The organism is Peteryoungia ipomoeae (assembly GCF_004912165.1).
Lineage (GTDB): Bacteria > Pseudomonadota > Alphaproteobacteria > Rhizobiales > Rhizobiaceae > Allorhizobium > Allorhizobium ipomoeae.
Window position 1 is genome coordinate 1 of sequence record NZ_STGV01000012.1, and the last position, 16,882, is coordinate 16,882.

Annotated in this window: 14 protein-coding genes; 11 read left to right on the plus strand and 3 right to left on the minus strand. The window is 57.6% G+C overall.

Annotation, left to right across the window (positions count from 1 at the left end; genetic code table 11):
- Window positions 1–250: 250 nt before the first annotated feature.
- Window positions 251–1,924, minus strand: coding sequence for an IS66 family transposase (locus FAA97_RS20610; protein ID WP_136600462.1), 1,674 nt, complete (start codon window positions 1,922–1,924; stop codon window positions 251–253).
- A gap of 14 nt (window positions 1,925–1,938) precedes the next feature.
- Between FAA97_RS20610 and FAA97_RS20615 the strand changes: the two genes are divergently transcribed.
- From FAA97_RS20615 to FAA97_RS20635, 5 genes are all read left to right on the plus strand, one after another.
- A complete protein-coding gene (locus tag FAA97_RS20615; protein ID WP_136600463.1) occupies window positions 1,939–3,087 on the plus strand; it encodes an RHE_PE00001 family protein in 1,149 nt (382 codons plus the stop codon).
- A 156-nt stretch (window positions 3,088–3,243) separates the two neighbouring features.
- On the plus strand, window positions 3,244–4,443 hold the full coding sequence (locus tag FAA97_RS20620; protein ID WP_168801070.1) for an ABC-three component system protein: 1,200 nt from the start codon (window positions 3,244–3,246) through the stop codon (window positions 4,441–4,443).
- Window positions 4,440–4,946: an ABC-three component system middle component 5 gene (locus tag FAA97_RS20625; RefSeq protein WP_136600465.1), complete on the plus strand. Its 507-nt coding sequence runs from the start codon at window positions 4,440–4,442 to the stop codon at window positions 4,944–4,946. The genes FAA97_RS20620 and FAA97_RS20625 overlap by 4 nt, the downstream gene beginning before the upstream one ends.
- Window positions 4,936–6,846, plus strand: a complete 1,911-nt coding sequence (locus tag FAA97_RS20630) for an AAA family ATPase (RefSeq protein WP_136600466.1) — start codon at window positions 4,936–4,938, stop codon at window positions 6,844–6,846. The genes FAA97_RS20625 and FAA97_RS20630 overlap by 11 nt, the downstream gene beginning before the upstream one ends.
- A 105-nt stretch (window positions 6,847–6,951) precedes the next feature.
- On the plus strand, window positions 6,952–8,433 hold the full coding sequence (locus FAA97_RS20635; RefSeq protein WP_136600467.1) for a Shedu immune nuclease family protein: 1,482 nt from the start codon (window positions 6,952–6,954) through the stop codon (window positions 8,431–8,433).
- 337 nt (window positions 8,434–8,770) lie between these two features.
- Here FAA97_RS20635 and FAA97_RS20640 read toward each other — a convergent pair whose 3' ends face one another.
- Window positions 8,771–10,444, minus strand: a complete 1,674-nt coding sequence (locus FAA97_RS20640) for a sensor domain-containing diguanylate cyclase (protein WP_246041613.1) — start codon at window positions 10,442–10,444, stop codon at window positions 8,771–8,773.
- A 533-nt stretch (window positions 10,445–10,977) separates the two neighbouring features.
- Between FAA97_RS20640 and FAA97_RS20645 the strand changes: the two genes are divergently transcribed.
- From FAA97_RS20645 to FAA97_RS20655, 3 genes are read left to right on the plus strand one after another with little or no spacing between them, the layout of a single operon-like run.
- Window positions 10,978–11,226 carry a hypothetical protein gene (locus tag FAA97_RS20645; RefSeq protein WP_136600469.1) on the plus strand — a complete coding sequence of 83 codons (249 nt, stop codon included), beginning with the start codon at window positions 10,978–10,980 and terminating at the stop codon, window positions 11,224–11,226.
- Complete coding sequence (locus FAA97_RS21350; RefSeq protein WP_136600470.1) at window positions 11,208–12,521, plus strand: hypothetical protein; 1,314 nt, start codon at window positions 11,208–11,210, stop codon at window positions 12,519–12,521. The genes FAA97_RS20645 and FAA97_RS21350 overlap by 19 nt, the downstream gene beginning before the upstream one ends.
- The gene (locus FAA97_RS20655) at window positions 12,514–12,738 is read left to right on the plus strand and encodes a hypothetical protein (RefSeq protein WP_136600471.1); all 225 of its coding nucleotides are present in this window, start codon (window positions 12,514–12,516) and stop codon (window positions 12,736–12,738) included. The genes FAA97_RS21350 and FAA97_RS20655 overlap by 8 nt, the downstream gene beginning before the upstream one ends.
- Before the next feature lie 209 nt (window positions 12,739–12,947).
- On the opposite strand, the gene FAA97_RS20660 is transcribed toward FAA97_RS20655, so the two are convergent.
- Window positions 12,948–13,895, minus strand: a complete 948-nt coding sequence (locus FAA97_RS20660) for a LysR family transcriptional regulator (RefSeq protein WP_136600472.1) — start codon at window positions 13,893–13,895, stop codon at window positions 12,948–12,950.
- Between FAA97_RS20660 and FAA97_RS20665 the strand changes: the two genes are divergently transcribed.
- The 3 genes from FAA97_RS20665 to FAA97_RS20675 are packed head-to-tail and all read left to right on the plus strand — an operon-like array spanning window position 13,855 to window position 16,873.
- Window positions 13,855–15,075: an ABC transporter substrate-binding protein gene (locus FAA97_RS20665; RefSeq protein WP_206110081.1), complete on the plus strand. Its 1,221-nt coding sequence runs from the start codon at window positions 13,855–13,857 to the stop codon at window positions 15,073–15,075. The two genes, FAA97_RS20660 and FAA97_RS20665, sit on opposite strands and share 41 nt — an antisense overlap.
- Window positions 15,072–16,124, plus strand: coding sequence for a FecCD family ABC transporter permease (locus FAA97_RS20670; protein ID WP_070149865.1), 1,053 nt, complete (start codon window positions 15,072–15,074; stop codon window positions 16,122–16,124). The genes FAA97_RS20665 and FAA97_RS20670 overlap by 4 nt, the downstream gene beginning before the upstream one ends.
- Window positions 16,121–16,873: an ABC transporter ATP-binding protein gene (locus FAA97_RS20675; protein WP_136600473.1), complete on the plus strand. Its 753-nt coding sequence runs from the start codon at window positions 16,121–16,123 to the stop codon at window positions 16,871–16,873. Before FAA97_RS20670 ends, FAA97_RS20675 begins: the two co-directional genes overlap by 4 nt.
- Window positions 16,874–16,882 lie beyond the last annotated feature (9 nt).

Consider the following 16,882-nt stretch of genomic DNA (forward strand, 5'->3'; position numbering starts at 1 on the left):
GATAAGGGTTACTTATCGGCGGCCAGGCGTGGCCTGGAGCAGTCTATGGGGTGGCGAATGCTAACGTCGAGATAGATTTCTCTTAACGAATCATTTACCATAATTTCAATGTCTTACGATCTTGCCAAATTACCCATCCAGAGCCTGCTGCGGTAAGCGGGGCTAATCCGGTGGCAACGGCGAGAAAATCTGCAGTTTCGGGGGCTTGTGCGGGCTGGCAGGATCGGCTGCTGAGAGGGCAGGGTGGTCGTCAGAGACGGGCCGCAACCAGGGAAGCGAGCGGGGCAATAGGATGATCTTTGTCGCTGATCCCCAGCCGATCGCCGAGGTAGTGCCAGAACGACAAGCCAAGCTTCTGGCAGGTCTTCGAGAGGCCCAGCATGCTGCCGCGCGCTTGGCGTCCGTTGCGGCTCACCGTGCCCCCGGAAATCTTCCGCTTGATGACAAAGCCGCGCAGATCTCGCTCCGACGCATTGGTGTGAAGCGGGATCTCTGGCCGCTCCAGAACCCTGAGCAGCTCCGGCTTGCGACGCCTCAGCCGAAACAGCAGTTTGTCGAGATCGCTGTAGCCGGTGCGGATCGAGAAAATCCGGTCGAAGCGCGCCTGCAGGCCCTTGGCCATAGCTGGGTCAGGCCTTCGTCGATAGGCTTTCAGAGCCTTGTAGAAGTGCCAGATGAGCTCGCGCAGGGTCTCGACGTGCTTCACCTGGCCGGGCGTGGCCGGCATCAGCTTCTGCAGCAGCCGTTCTGCATGCACCCAACACAGCGCGTGGGTGCCGACCCGAAACTGCCCGGCATCGTCGGAGACGATCACCGCGTTTCCGACCAGGCCATGATGGCGGATGGCGCCCCATATGCCGGCCTCTGCGAATGGCCGAAGCGTCTCCGTGTCGAAGATGTCGATGCCATGTTCAGCGAGGTGCTGGAGGAAGGGCACCCGGTTGGCAAACCGCAGCGGTTCATGGGTGTTCAACCGGGCAGTAAGGGCAGGGTCGACCTGCCGGTCGTCCAGCAGCGCGAAAGCGGCGTCGTTGAGAACATAGTCCTGATAGTTGCCGCGCAAGAGGGCGAGGAAGTTCAGCCGCGACTTCGAGGACGCCGTGCGGAAGGCGGTGAAATGCTCGCCGCCAATATGCGTCGTATGGAAATTGCGGTTGGCGTGACGGGCACCGGTGTCGTCGACCGTGACATAGGGCGCCGAGACGAGGCCGGCATGCAGCACGGCTGCATCCTCGGCGTGGAAACCATCCAGCCTCTCTGTCAGGAACCGCACCACCTGGCGCTTCGATATTTCGACGCCAACGTCGTTGAGCAACGTCGTCATTCGCTGCGTCGTGACCTGCCCATGCGCATGCAGCATCAGACAAAACCGCCGCAGATTGGGTCCAAAGCCACCTGTTATCCCCGCAGGCAGCTGTGCTGTGATGGTGTCCCCCTCTGGCGTCACCCAGCACTCCCGCCGGTAACGAACCACCTCGACCTTGAGCACCAGATCCCGGACGAAGCAGTCCTTGTAGCCCTTGAAGCGCGATCCGGGCGGTACACTGGCCGGCAGCACCTCTTCACGCGTCACCCGCTTCGTGTCGTTCTTCGGCCCTCGCAGCCGGGGCGCCGGATCCTTGCCCGAGAGCGGCTTGTCACGCGTTGCTTTCTCCATACCCGACGGTCTGAAGGGCGGGCGGGGCGGCAGGTTTTTAAGCCGCGCAATCTCGTCACGCAGAAGCTGATTGTCGATCTTAAGCCGGGTGTTTTCGAGCCTGAGCTGATCGTTCTCATCGCGAAGCCTCTGGTGTTCAACTTCGAGCTTCTCAATCCGGGCGTCTGCCCGATCAGCCCGCTCCACCAGACCGGTCACGAGCTCGCGCAGCGCCCTCAGCGACAGCGTGTCAGCATGCTCGACCATAGGCAGGCGGCGCTTCGTCATAACGGGAGTGAATCATGAATTACCGGAAACAGGAATCCCTCGTGCCACCGGATTTGCTCCAGGTACTGCTGCGGCCAATCTCCGAGGCCGCCGTTGCGCTCGCCCGTCTCGACGAGCGCATTGCCCGCTCCCCCGTCGGTGAGGGCTTTCTCGAGCGCGCGCATTTCCTCGACGCGCATGCCTCGCTCTGGGTCGATGGCGAACTCGTTCATCTCGAAGACCTCGTCCTGCATGATGCGCTTCGAGATATCCGCGCCCCCACCCACGAACTCACCATCGCCCGCGACATTTTGAAAACCCGCCGCCGTATCGCCGCCCATCCCCCCGCCTGGGCTCTCTCGGCCCAAGGACTCGCCTCCCTTCGCGGGCGGGCGTGGCCCGCGGCATCATCGGGAGGAGACGGGGAGGGGGTGTCGGATGGGAGTATTGAAGTCAGCGACGCTCGGGTTGGGGTAGGGGAGGCCGAAGATCCTGATGCCGACGGTCTTGGTGATGCGTTTGCTGCGATCGATGCGGTGCTCGCCCGGTCCGAGGCCGCGATCGAGGAGGCGAGGGCGCCGGGTCGCGCCAAAAACGTCCCGGAAAAGGACCCGTTTGTCTACGACCTCGACTGGGATGAGGACGAGCGGCTGGAGGAGTGGCGGACCGTGCTGACGCGCGCCCAGGATCTGCCGCCGGTCCTGCTGGCCATCGTGGCGCTCGACGCCTGGAATGAAATCGCCGTGCTCCAGCATGCGCCCTGGCTCGGTCGGCTGCTGGCTGCCTCGATCCTGCGTGAGGGCGGCGTCACCACCGGTGGCCATCTCGCAGCGATCAATGTCGGGCTCAAGGCTATTCCCGTCGATCGGCGCCGGCATCGTGATCGCGAGACGCGGTTGCTGGCGATTTCAAGGGCGTTGACGATTGCCGCCGAGATTGGACTCAAAGAACATGACCGGTTGGTTCTCGCCCGGCAGATGATGATGCGCAAACTGGAGGGGCGGCGGACGTCGTCCAGGCTGCCGGAGCTTGTCGAGCTCGTCATGGCGCGGCCGCTGATCTCCGCCGGCATGGTGGCGAAGACGCTTGAGGTCACGCCGCAAGGCGCGCGGCGGATCGTGCAGGAGCTCGGTCTTCGTGAGATGACGGGGAGGGGGAGGTTTCGGGCGTGGGGGATACTCTGAGCGCTGCGGATCTACAACCATAAAGCCAAGCCTTTACGTGCTTAACTGCCACCCCAAAAAGCGGTTCGGATTTGCTGGTATTATCTGGAGATACACTTGAAATACTGCAGTCATAATTTACGGTTGTGGAAGTGATTTGCTTATTTGGGAAATGCCGTGTCAGCTTCCACCAATTTTTTCGCGACCATTTCGGCGAACAGCGGAACTGCCGACGTCATATTCGTACATGGACTTTCAGGAGATCCGGTCGAAACCTGGAGTTTTGATGGATCGAGCGAGCCTGAAGGTGGCTACTGGCCAAACTGGCTGTCGGCCGATCTTCCTCACCTAAATCTCTACACCATCGGTTTTCCGGCCAGTGTCTTTGCCCAATGGGCAAAAAAGGAGATGAATCTATACGACCGAGCGAAGAACGTCCTTGAGACGCTCGCGAGCTACGAGTTTGGTGGCCGGCCAATCATTTTCATCTGCCACAGTCTCGGTGGTCTCCTAGTCAAGCAGATTATCAGGACTGCGCGTGAATCGACAGACGAAGACTGGCAGAGGATTGGTGCACGGTGCGCCAGCGTAATATTCATAGCCACACCCCATAGTGGCTCTAGCCTGGCTGGCTTGCTCAAGTTCTTCGTCCAGGGATTTACATCTGTGCACGTGGAAAAGCTCCTGAAGGATAACGCAGAGCTCGTCGAGCTGAACGAGAGCTTTCGTGCCCATTGCCACCGGACTTCCATGGCGGTGTCCGTTTATCACGAGAAGCATCTCACCAAGAAATCATTCCTCGTGGTCGACGAGCGAAGCGCTGATCCGGGCGTAAATGGGGCAATGCCTATTCCAATCGACGCCGACCACATCAACATTTGCAAACCCAGTGGTCGCGACGATCTGATCTACACCAGCATCAGGCATCGACTGCGCAAGCTAGTTCCACCCTCCTGTCCAACCGATGCACCGAAAGCGATCGCGTTCGACGACGACGCACTCGATGAGCAGTCGGGAACGGACAGGCGCGACCTCATGACTAAGATGATTGATGCTGGGCGGGAACACGAATACGGCTTTGCAAACGACTCGCAAAGCAAGTTTGCTCGTCCCTTTCTGCGGACGGGACTTAAAACGTCAATATCGACCGTCTATAAAAATTTGCTCGCTGACATTGAACAGCGCTTTCAGAGTTTGATCTTCCACCCCCTGATATGCAGCGGCGCCGATGAGGCCACTATCGCGACCGCCATTCAGGCTCAAATCATTGAGCCCCTTAGCCAGAAATACGCTGACGATAACGCAACCGCCAAAACGGTTATGAATGCCCTCTATTTTCTGACTGAGCGCTGCCACATTCGTTGGGACAAGCCATGACGTATCGGATGTGGTACGCACAGCTGGATCTGATCGACACGGCACGCCGTTATCTGGCGCTGCTGTCGCATTGGAAGTCTGAGGCGCCCAACCGGGACCGACTGTTCGTAACCGACTTCTATTTCGTCAATCCGAGCCTTTTACACCTAACTCATATGACGGGTGAAGTACGGCGTATTTTCAATGCTTTGCGTATTCCAAAGCCCGACGAGACCTTCATACAGCATCCCTCGCCCCCGATCCTGTACACAAAAATGGGGGGCATCCAAGCGCAGGCGCTGCACAATTTGATCGGCAGGGGCTTGGTCGAGCTTGAGCTTGTGGACAAGGATCAATACCGCCTGAGCAGCGAAGGAGATCGCCTTGCCTCCGACCTAGGTGCCCGCCTTGTATTGCCGGGAGAAGACAAAATTTTGAACTTCCTCGTCACTGATTATGTCACGATCGGCAGAGGAAAAGGCGGTCTGCGTGAGATGACGGGACTGAGAAGGGTTGGTACTTAGCGTGGTTTCCTTCTTTGCGCTCAAGCGGGTTCGCATCACCAAAGGGAAGAACGTCGCGTATGATGAGCTGTTTCATCGTGGCGTGAACATCATCCGCGGTGAGAACGGCTCGGGCAAGTCGACTATTGCGGACTTCATATTTTATGGACTCGGCGGTGAGTTTGACCGATGGAAAGATGCTGCCCAAAATTGTTCTGCCGTTAGGATCGAGGTGGAAACGGAGCAGTCCACGTTGACATTGCACCGTTCCGTCGCTGGCAAGCAGGAGCCAATCCTTGTCTATTATGGATCGATGGAAGACTCCCTCGACAAAGGGATCGATGAGTGGCAGCGCGTTCCAATCCGACGCCCGTCTGGCGGACTTGACCTGTCATTCACGCAAATCATGTTCAGGGCGGCGGGAGTCCCGGAAGCACCCAACGTTTCAAACTCGAACATCACGATGCACCAGATGCTGCGGTTGCTATATGCCGATCAGCAGACGCCGCCCGGCAAGCTTTTTCGGTTCGAAAGCTTCGATACAGGCGATATACGCGAGACCGTCGGGCAGCTTGTCATAGGCGTCAATGGATATGACCTTTATGAAAGCCAGATCAAGCTGCGCGGTGTTAAATCCGCCTACTCTGACAAGGATCGGCTTTACAAAGCCGCAGTGATGTCCCTCCCGAGCTCGGAAGGATTAACATCGATCGCTATTCTCGACACCCGATTGAAAGAACTTGAAGTTCGAAAAAGTCGGATCGCGGAAGAGATCCGCAACGTAGATGAGGTCGTCGGCGACGAGCAGGCTAAACAGTTTGCTGCTGAACGGCAAACGATGCGCCGGCGCCTGCAGACGTTGGCGCGCGACCTACAGCTTTCTGAGCAGCGCATCAGTGACCTCGTCGATGAAGAAACTGAGCTCCATCAGTTTATCGAACACCTCGAACAACAACTTTTTGCGCTCAGCGCTGCCGAGGATCTGTCTGTGAAGCTCGGGAATATCGAGTTTCAATATTGTCCATCATGCCTGAAGCCGCTTTCGGACAAGGACGCACAGCACTGCATTGTCTGCGACGAAGTAATTGATGAAGAGAAAGTGCGGTCAAGGTATTTCGAGCTCAAAGTCGACAACGAACTGCAGATCAGGGAGTCGAGGCAGCTTTTGGCGATGAAGGCTGCCGAGGTCGAAAAGCTTCGAAGTGAGGTGAGGGCGCTTCGTCGCGGATATTCCTCTACGATGACAGACTATGCGTCTCGATACGATACCAGCAATTCGCCGCGTGAGAGTTATCTTGCCGAACGATTCAAAGCACTTGGTAGCCTTGAACGCGAAGCGGAATACATGGAGGAGTTGCGTGCAACCCTTCAGCGGATTGATGAGCTTTCGGCCGAAAGGGCGAAGCTCAATGACGAGATCACCTCGCTCGAGGCGACGATCAAGCGGCTGGAGGCATCTTCGACTGCACGGATCTCTAAGGCCATGAACTTAGTGAGCACCATTGGCAAACGCATTCTGAGGAAGGATTTGAAGCGGCAGGAGGCTTTTGAAAATCCCACCTCGTTCTCGATCAATTTTGGGGACGACGCCATGCTCGTCGATGGGAAAATGAACTTTGCTGAAAGCAGCAACGTCATCCTAAAGAACACGTCCATCTTGTCGCTTTTGTTGAGCGCCAGCTACGATGCCGATTTCTGGCATCCGAAATTCCTGTTGATGGACAATATTGAAGACAAGGGGATGGAGCCGATCCGGAGCCATAATTTCCAGAAAATTTTGATCGAGGAATCGAAGCAAGCGAAGTTCCCGCATCAGATTATTTTTACAACGTCGATGCTCGATCCTACCCTCGGTAAAAGCGAACTGACTGTCGGTCCTGAGTATACGCGTGAAATGAAGACCTTAGCTAATTTAGGATAAATGGTGAAGAAGGCCGGTTCGTGTAAGTTTCCGACACGCGAGTAGTTGCGACCATCGAGCCCGCGTTGCGGGGCAAAGGGAAATGCTTGCTGTTGGGGAGTGTGTATGGCGGACGAGTGGGATGGAGAGCTGCGACTGATCGTTCGCAATTTGGGTGACACGATCAATGTCTATGTTCAGCTCAATGATCGATTGGTCCGTAATGCAAACGCTTACTATGGCCTGTTGGACGTCAACGAGCCGACGTTGTTGTTTACCCTTGATCTGGACAAAAATATCGCTGGCGTTTTCCCGCTCATTGCTCATTTTTCTGGCGAGATTTACGCGCAGAAATACGACAATATCAAATCAATCTGGTTTGACCTGCCTCCAGGCGATTTCGAGCCGCCAACCGACCATAGTAGCGCCCTAGCGTTCCTGAAAACGCATCTGCCGGGTGGCTTTGTCCAAGACCCAGCTTATGGCCTCGGGTTCACCAAGGAGCTACGGCCAATCATCTATGCGGTGGAAAAAATCGAAAAGGTGACCCGCATCGCTATCGGCGGGAAAGATCCCACGAGGCATGAACATTCCACCTTCTATTTTAGCGATCTGGATTTTTTCAACCTGCGCATGGCGTTCAACCGGACGACACGCAAGCATCAACAGGAAAGTCTGATCGAGCGCACCATCCTTGCCCATAACAATGTGCTTCATAAAGTTTATCCCGAACACCACGCCCTGAGGGAGCCGCCTTACAGGCCGGGGACGATCTACAAGCTTGTGGGCGGCGAAGAGGCATCGAGCACGGTGCTCAAGGGTAAGGATCGCACGGCTTTGCTCAAGACGGTGGTGGGCAACGCCACGGCCATCGCAGATCGTGACCCCAAGGAATTCGTACAGCTGCAGAAGGATCTTGAATTGGTCAGCCTGGACCGGCTGATAAATTCGTTCCAGAAAAGCATGGCTAAAAACCACAATGAAGGCCACTGGCAGAAGATGCTGGAGCTGAATCCTTTCATTCTGTCGATGGTATTCGGCTATCCGATCGTCATGGTGCAGTCGGCCGCATCAGTGGGTGGCGGCACGATTGCAGGCAATGGCACCAAGATTGCGGACTTCCTCTCGCAGAATAGCTCGAGCCACAACGCGGCCCTTGTCGAGATCAAGACGCCGCAAACGCCGGTGTGCGGCTCGACTTACCGCGGCGGGGTCTGGAAACCGTCCAATGCGCTGATGGGCGCAGTGGTGCAGGTTCTCGACCAACGTCACAAGTTGACGCTCACCCTTCCTTTACACAAGCAGTTCTCGCCCCAACTTTCCGAGTTGCAGGCCTACGCGATCGACTGCGTGATCGTCGTCGGTAAAATGCCGACCGATCCCAGCCAGATCAGTTCGTTCGAGATGATGCGCAGTCAATTCAAGGACGTTCGCATCGTGACGTTCGACGAGCTGTTCGGCAAGCTCCTGTTGCTGCGAGAGATGCTGACCGGAGAGCGCTATGTGTCGCCTATTGAGGATGACGAACAAGGGGAGCCGGACTATCTATATCAGACAGATCTGGACGAGGACGAAGACGATCCGGAATTCGCGGCTGGCGAAGACTGAAGGGGGATAAATACGTTCCATGGTGAGGACTTACGCGCCGCCGATGTCCCGGACGAACCACGCCTACTTTTGTATCAATCACTTAGTAGATCTGAGACACAGGTCGAGGGTTCGTTCTGGTTCAAGGCAAAGACGCCCAAAAGGGTATTTTGTTGAGCGATATGCGGCTCGTGCGTCACGACCGCTTTGCACCTTCAATTCGGTAGTAGAAGCCATCGTGGCAGACACTTGAAAGCAGATGCTCGCGAGGTGCTATAAGCCTTTTCCGCCACTTGCAGACATAGATATCAGCAAATGAGTTAGTCGTAATGAGCCGCATGGTCGGCGCTGCTGCGGGCTATGCAATCATGACCTGATCAATCTGGGCGGTTACCGATGAATGCGTGGGACCTAACTCGCTGCGGGTTCTATTTCGTCCCGCACTCTTGGCTTCGTAAAGATGCTTGTCTGCTCGTTCATAAACGGTCGTGAAGGCATCGACGCTAGAGATAGCTGTGATGCCCATGCTCGCCGTCACAGGCCCTGCGAGACCCGGAACCGCATCGGCGACGGTCGCAGGGATTGCCTGGCGGCGAAACTCGGCCTGTGCATCCACGTCCTGACCTCGAAGGAGAAGTATGAACTCCTCGCCACCAAGGCGATACGCGCGCACGTTCGACCCTGCCTTCAGTGCGACGGCTACAGCCTTAAGTACCTCATCTCCGGTGCTGTGCCCGTATCCATCATTGATCGCTTTAAAATGATCGAGGTCGATGACTGCCAGCGCGGTGAAACCAACCTCGCGAAGCTGCTCGAACTGCCGCTCGATCGCCCTCCTGTTGAGCAGACCTGTCAGCGGATCGGTTTCAGATAGCCGTTCAAGGAGATCTGCCTCGTTGCGCACACGATCTCGCTCCCGCCTGATGGTGACGAAACGTTCTGCCACGCCAAGCGTCGTGAGAAGCACTTCAAACATGCACCCGAAATAGAAGAGGACCATCGCGTCCGCGCTGTGCAGCCAGGGGCTTACCCCTGTCACCAGTCGTACCAATCCGACCAGTGCCAACGGCGCATAACCGATGGCCTGGAACCTCGCAGCACGGCTTCCTCTCAGCAAGGAATCGACCATCGCACAGACGAAGGCAGCCAGTATCGGTCCAAACGCCGCCGTGTAGACGACTGATTGCACCGGGCGTGCGACGAAGGGGAAGGTGGCGTGAAAGACGCTCAGGAAGACCGCCCATGCGGCACAATAGGGTAGAATGCGCCGCAGCAGGGGATGCATCATGCCGGGCTCAATAAAGCTATATGTGAACATGGCGCCCGAGCTGATCGTAACCCCGAAGAGCAGTGTCGTCATCCAGCTCAGCGTCATTGCTGGAGGATCGAATAAAGCGACCGATAGACCAGATGTAACAACTATCGTCATCAGCAGCGATGTTGTGAGGACCGAGTGCCAGAGGACGAAGGGTTCACGCAGGGCTCGGTAGAATGCTGCATTGAAGATAAGAGGCATAACGAGCATGCCTGCGAGTCCGGCAATCAGCAGCAGGAACCGCAAATCGGCAGCGCTAGCGCCTGAGTCAACAGGGGAAAGATACGCATTCTCCAAAGTCATTTTGTGGGTGGGCAGGTCAACTGCCGCGATCACCTGCCTGGTCGCTAGAGTGACATCTGGCAGATCCGCTTTAAAGTAGCCGCCAGCCATTGAGCTGCGCAAGGCGACCGCAGGAAAGGACGTCTGACGAACCGCGCCATCTTCGTCGATCGCCAAGAGATGCAGCGCGTCGAACGCACTCCGACGTGAAAGCAGATATCGAACGGGTGCCTGGACAGGTGGGATGTCGAAGCGGAGGAGTACTCGTTCGGCATCAATGGAGAATTCTTGATTGGCGCCAGAGCAGGACCATCTGTGTTCATCGCGGGCCACTGCGACGACGTTTTCCGAGAGCGTGGCGGTGGCCCAGCATGACGTGCGAATGTTGTTGGAATCGCTTGCATCGGCAACGTTTGCACATGATTGTGCCAGCATCACCAAGAGCAGATATGCCGTTAACTTTCTAAAAAAACCGCGCGAAACCATTGGCTTTACGGTAGTGGAGAAAGGTTTTGATGCCGTTAAGGAGGCATTGTTTGATCTGTGCTTGATAGAGGACGCGCGCGCCCAGACATCTGATTTCCTAAAGCCCGGATTTTAGCATCCTTCAATGTCGGCCTCTCTTTAAGCTGACGTTGAAGCGGACCGTCGACTGTCGCCCCTATATCAACCATTCCCACGAGAAAGTCGTAGTCTCATATGTAAATTCGGCGCGAATGTATTAACCAAACGACGGGTCCGCGGTTCGTATCCCTTCGATGCGAGAGCCCAGCCACATAAGCGAAGCATCTTCTTCCGGGCAGTCCTTCTGGTGCATCCTCTCCGGACACAGCAACAACGCGACTATTGCGACGTGAAGCATCCCTGCGTAACAGCCGGCCCTCGGCGGCTCACGGGCGGCGCAATATCTTGACGAAAAACTCATATTTAGGGTTTTTGATGCGTAACTGGATTTTGAGGGGTTTTCGATGTTTTTCACAGGGAAGAAGCTGGCGATCACCGTCGCGTTGGTTGCGGTTCAACCCAACGCCATGATTGCGGAGGCGATTACGATCACCGACCATGAAAATCGCGCAGTAACGCCGGCGAAACTGGTCGAGCGGATCGCCTCGTGGCGATGCGCTGATTGGGACGTGACCGGACCGACGGGCGAGACGCACCGGGCGATCCTGCCGGCCTTCGCCGGAATAGAGGCCGCATGGGCACGATCTATCTGAAATCGGCCTTTGAGGCCCCCTCGGAAGCCGTAAAGGCGGCGGAGGCCGCAGGTTTGCTGACGATCGTGGAGCAGCCGGACCTAACTGCGGAGATGCTTCTCGCCCACAGGGGCCTGATCACCGGCAACCAGCTCGACCAGAACGCCATGGTCCTGATGCGCGAGGCGCTGGCGGCCTTCCTCGACGCCGGCGGTCGCTGGTTCTTCAACGGCCACATGGTGCGGCCGCTGGTCGATGGCATGAACCAGTACCGGCCGATCAACGCCCCAAAGCGCGCCGATTTCGACCTTTCCCCAGTCAACGCCCATCCGCTGTTTTCGGGCATCGATCTTTCAAAGCTCGAGACCAACAGAGGCGTGGCGGGCTTTTACGGCCGGGGTTGCAATCCGCTGCCGGATGGGGCCGTCGCGATCAACGGCCTGGGGCCGGCCAAAGTGCCGGTCGACTGGGTCTGGGCACGTCCCCACGGCGGGCGGATCTTTTCCCATTCAGGCAATGATCTCGGCTCGGTCGGACTCGAATGGAACCTCTCGAGCGAGCTGACGCGGCGCATGATTGACTGGACCCTTGGCGGCGCCTGCCTCGACCCTTGGCCGACCGCGTCGTCATCGTCGGCGGCCCACCAATTGCTTGCCGAGCCCGAAGCCTACGGCGGCATGCGCATGTCGACCCGGACCGGACGGCGGCGCATCGTCGCGCCATCCTCCGGCACCTACTATCATATCCGCTGCCTTGAGGGGCCGCGCTACACCGGGATATTCGACGTCATCTGCTCGCCGGAACAGCTCGGCGACATCCTGCGCCCCGACGACATTCTCTGGGTCCCTTGCCGCACACCGGCGCAGCGCATGATCGCGCAGAAGGCGGTGCTCGCCCGTCACCTCGATGCCGGCGGCACGGTGGTGGCGCTCGGCGAGAGCTGTTCCGACCTCTGGCTGCCGCATGTTGATTTCACCGGCACGCCAACGAACTGGTGGTGGTGGCTCGACCCCACAGCCGATCTCGGGGTGCGGGTGACGGAGGCTGCGGCCAGCCATCCGTTGATGGCTGGTATCGGCAACAAGCAGGCAACCTGGCACCTGCATGGCTGGTTCCTTCCGCCGGATGGAGCAGCGGTTCTGGTCCGCGATGGCGAAGGCCGGGCAATCCTCTACGAGGACACGGTCTCGACCAGGGGCACCACGGTCATCTCATCGCTCGACCCGATGTTCCACCACGGTTCGCATTTCATGCCGGCCACGACCGGCTTCCTCGACCGTTTCGTTCCCAACCTGAAAGCCCTCGCAGATGTCTAATGCCATTACAGTGCTCGACAACGGCCACCCGATCAGCTTCACCTTCGACGCCACCAACGCCCATCACGGCGGCGGTTCTCCCGGCGGTGTGACGCATGCGCTGAAGGCCATGCGGGCGGCGTTTCGGCTGCTGTCCGACACGCCGCTGGAACGGCGCGAGGTGACGATTGTGACCGCCTTTCCGGACCCGGAGGACGCGACGCGCTGGAAATGGTGACCCGGGAGCTGACCGAGGGGGGCCGACCGTCAACAAGTCGATCGGCGGCAAGGACATCATCACAGACCCGCCCGGCCCTAAGTCAAGGCGTTCGCCAAATGGGCGCCGGCGAGGAGGCTTTGCTCGCTCGATGAACAAACGTGCCTATAATAGAGTTGTTTACGGTCGATATTGCGTGTCTGGATGGCTTCACATGGGCTCGAATTGGTTCAAGACCTTACGGATCGCTGGCCTTCCTTTAGAAGGATGGCAAGCTCCTTGGCGAAATTCTCAAGATCTACCGGATATGGTGAACTACGCCGCCAAAGAGCGAAGATTTGTCTACGAACGGGCTCTCCCTTGATTTCTGCCAACGCAAATTGCGTACCGCTGATGGATTGCCCACACGCGATGGACGGAATTAAGCACGAGTATCCCTGCTCCCTGACGAGGTGTACTCGGGTTTCGATGCTAAGCCCGTAAGAGCGCAAGATCGGTCCATTCGAGCGGTCGGCAAACCTTAGAGTGGAATCCTCCATGCTCATGGGAAAGTCGTCTTCGCTCAAGGGCAATAGATCGAGTTTGGCGAGATCAGCTGGTTCGATCTGATCACGTTGGATGACCGGATTTTCCACGCTTGTGAGGAGGTGAAACGGCTCGTTGAGGAGCTCGACCTGATGGAACGCCTCATCGAGTACAGGGCACGCCGTGATCACGAGATCGAGCTCCCCTTCTCTAAGTCGCCTACTGAGGCCTTCGTGCTTCCCCTCCATGAAAGCGAGTTCAAGACGCGGATAGTGTTTGTGAACGAACCCAACCGTTTGAGGAATGAGGAATGGGCCGACAGTAGAGATCATCCCGACGCGGAGGCGCCCGCCGAATGCCCCCGCCCTTCGGCTGGTCTCATGGCCCAGCGCTGCAACTTGCTGGAGCAGCATGCCGATACGCCTAAGGATGTCGCCACCGGCGTCAGTCGGAGTGACCTTGCGGGCGCCGCGCTCGAATACAGTTGTGCCCAACACTGTTTCGGCTTTGCGAACCTGATGCGACAGCCCCGAGGCGCTGATACCCATCTCCTCGGCCGCCGCGCGAAAACCTCCGCACCGATGGACGGCCAAAACCAACATCAGATCACGGATGGAAAGGGAGGCAAGTCTGTTCGAAATTTCTTCCCGCATTGTCCGATTTGTTCGACTTGATAAGACGCTTCTCCATATATACGAAAAACATGAATGCAATACTCATATTATGAGGTGCCTGGTGTTTTCGAAGTTTCTTCTCTCCTCCGCAGCAATTATCCTAGCTTTGGCGCCGGCGCCTTTGCTTGCGGACCCCATCACGTTCAAGGATGTGACTGGCGCTGAAGTCACTCTTCCGAAGCCTGCGACGCGCATCGTCACCTTGCCACAGCCGGGTGCTGCAACGGTGATCGCGGTTGATGGGACGTCGGAACATCTCGTCGGCATGAACCCCGGTTCACGCAAAGCATTCGAAACCGGCCTACTCAAGAAGATGTTTCCAGAGGCCGCGTCCATTGAAAGCGGTATCGTGGCGGAGGGCGGCAATGGCTGGATGCCGAATGTCGAAGCAATCGCGGCGCTCAGGCCCGATCTCGTCATCCAATGGGGCGGTCGAGGAGACGAACTCGTGGCGCCACTGCGTAACGCCGGTATTCCGGTCGCGCTGATGGTCGGAGGCGGCAATGGCGGTACGGAAGAGCTCGCCCGCGAAAACATCAGCCTCGTGGCAAATATTCTTGGCAAACCGGAAAAGGCGAGGGATCTGTTTGCGTGGCGTGACGAAGTCATTGCAGACGTCAAATCTACGCTTGCGGCACACCCGGCGGAACGCAAGCCGAAAATCCTTCACCTGCGCTCCTCCAAAGGCAAATTTACTGCGACGGGGGAAAAGAGCTACCAGAACTTCTTCATCACGCTCGTTGGCGGCGACAATGTTGGCAAGGGCCTGGGTGTCCAGGCAGAAGTCAACGCAGAGCAAATTGCGGCGTGGAACCCCGACCTTATCATGCTGACAGCTGCGGAAACTGACGCCGGACGCGAAACGATATTCGAGAACGAAGTTTTGTCGCAGACTACTGCCGCCAAGACCGGGCGTGTCTACAAGACACCGAATGGTGGATATGTATGGGATAGCGCCAGCCACGAAAGCCCGTTTACCTGGATGTGGCTTGCAAACCTTGCTCATCCGAACCTCTTCCATTTCGATCTGCGCGCCGAGGTGAAAAAGGGATTTGAACGGCTCTACAACTATTCTCCTACGGAAGACGAAATCGACGCTGTCTTGAAGCTCGATCTCAACGCCAGCGCTTCGAACTATCAACAGTTCGCTCGCAAATGACACTGGCCCCTGCCGGAACCGATCATCCGGATCAGTCGACCGCACGCGCGGTCATACATTGGTCGGCATTGCTCTTGCTTCTTGTAGTGGCGATCGTTGTCTCGGCATCAGTTGGCCGGTTCAGCATACCGCTTGCTGATGTCCTGAACATCGCGGCTCGTTGGCTTTCTGGCGCGCTTGCGCCAGAAACTATGGAGGAGCGCATTCTCATCAACGTTCGTGTGCCACGCATCTTGCTGGCGGCGATCGTTGGTGCAGGACTTGCTCTATGCGGTGCAGCACTTCAGGCTCTGTTCCGCAATCCACTCGTGTCGCCGCGTGTGCTAGGTGTTTCATCGGGGGCGGCGCTCGGTGGGGCGCTGACGCTGCTGGTCGGCGGTGGCGCTACCGTGTTGTTTGCCGCTACCTTCAGCTCTGCTCTTTTCGCGCTTGTGCTGGTTGCGGTCATCTCACGTGTAGCAGGGCGCACGATCCTTTCGATCGTGCTGGCAGGTATCGTCATTGATGCGTTGTTTTCAGCGATGATCTCGCTGACGCAATACGTGGCTGATCCGGAAACTTCGCTTCCTGCGATCGTCTTTTGGCTGATGGGCAGTTTCTCATCGGCAAGCTGGAGGAAGGTCGGCGAACATGGCCCGGTGATCCTGCTTGCCATCATCATTCTTTATCGTTTGCGCTTTCGGATTGCGGTCCTGTCGATGGGTGACGAAGAAGCGCGTTCATTCGGTGTGAATGTCGGCTTTTCGCGTTGGCTCGTCTTTTCCGTAATCTCGGTGATCATTGGCGGTTCTGTAGCCGTGGCCGGTGTCATCGGTTGGGTGGGGCTCGTCATTCCGCACGCGGCGCGCCTCCTTGTCGGGGAAGGGCATCGGCGCTTTCATGGCACGGCCGCATTGCTTGGGGCGAGTTTTATGGTGGTGATCGACACGCTTGCACGAGCAATTATCAGCGCCGAGCTGCCGCTTGGCATTCTTACGGCTGTCATTGGTGCACCGGTCTTCATCTACCTCCTCTGCACAAGGCAGGCGCGGATTGGGGCGACCCAATGATCGCACTCTCAAATGCAGGAATGAGGCGGGGTCAGCGCTGGATTTTTCGCGATGTCAGCTTTGATCTGCCGCATGGTGAGGTGTTGGCGATCCTGGGCTGTAATGGCCGCGGTAAAACCACGCTTCTGCGCACCTTGCTAGGATCCCTGGAGCTGAGTGAAGGCACCCGAACGATGCCTGCCGTTGTCGGTTATGTACCGCAGTCACAAGGTGGCGGAGATCAGCATCGTTGCCTTGACATCGTGATGATGGGGCGAGCCGGGCGCCTGGGGCTCTTCGGGCTGCCGGGAAAGGCTGACGAGATCGCTGCCTTGTCCGCGTTGGCCACAGTAGGCGCCTCTCAATTTGCAGAACGCTCTTTCGGTCACCTTTCCGGCGGCGAGCGGCAGATCGTCCTGCTTGCGCGGGCATTGGCGACAGAGGCCAAAGTTCTCGTGCTCGATGAACCCGCAGCTTCCCTTGATCTTGCCAATCAAAACCTGCTGCTCGGTGTCCTGATGCGGCTGAGGCAGGCTCGCAGCCACACGATCGTTTTCACCACCCATCATCCACAGCATGGTTTGATCCTCGCCGATCGGGCTTTGATGATGCATGCCGGAGACGAGGTTCTCTATGGCCCCACTGCCGACATGATGACGGATGGCGAGCTCGCCCGCCTCTACGGGGTGCCTTTCGTGCGGAATACCGGCGCTGTTGGCCGACCTGATATCGTTTCCCCGATCTTTGGGGCAACCGTCTCTTCATCCTAAACCAAGAAC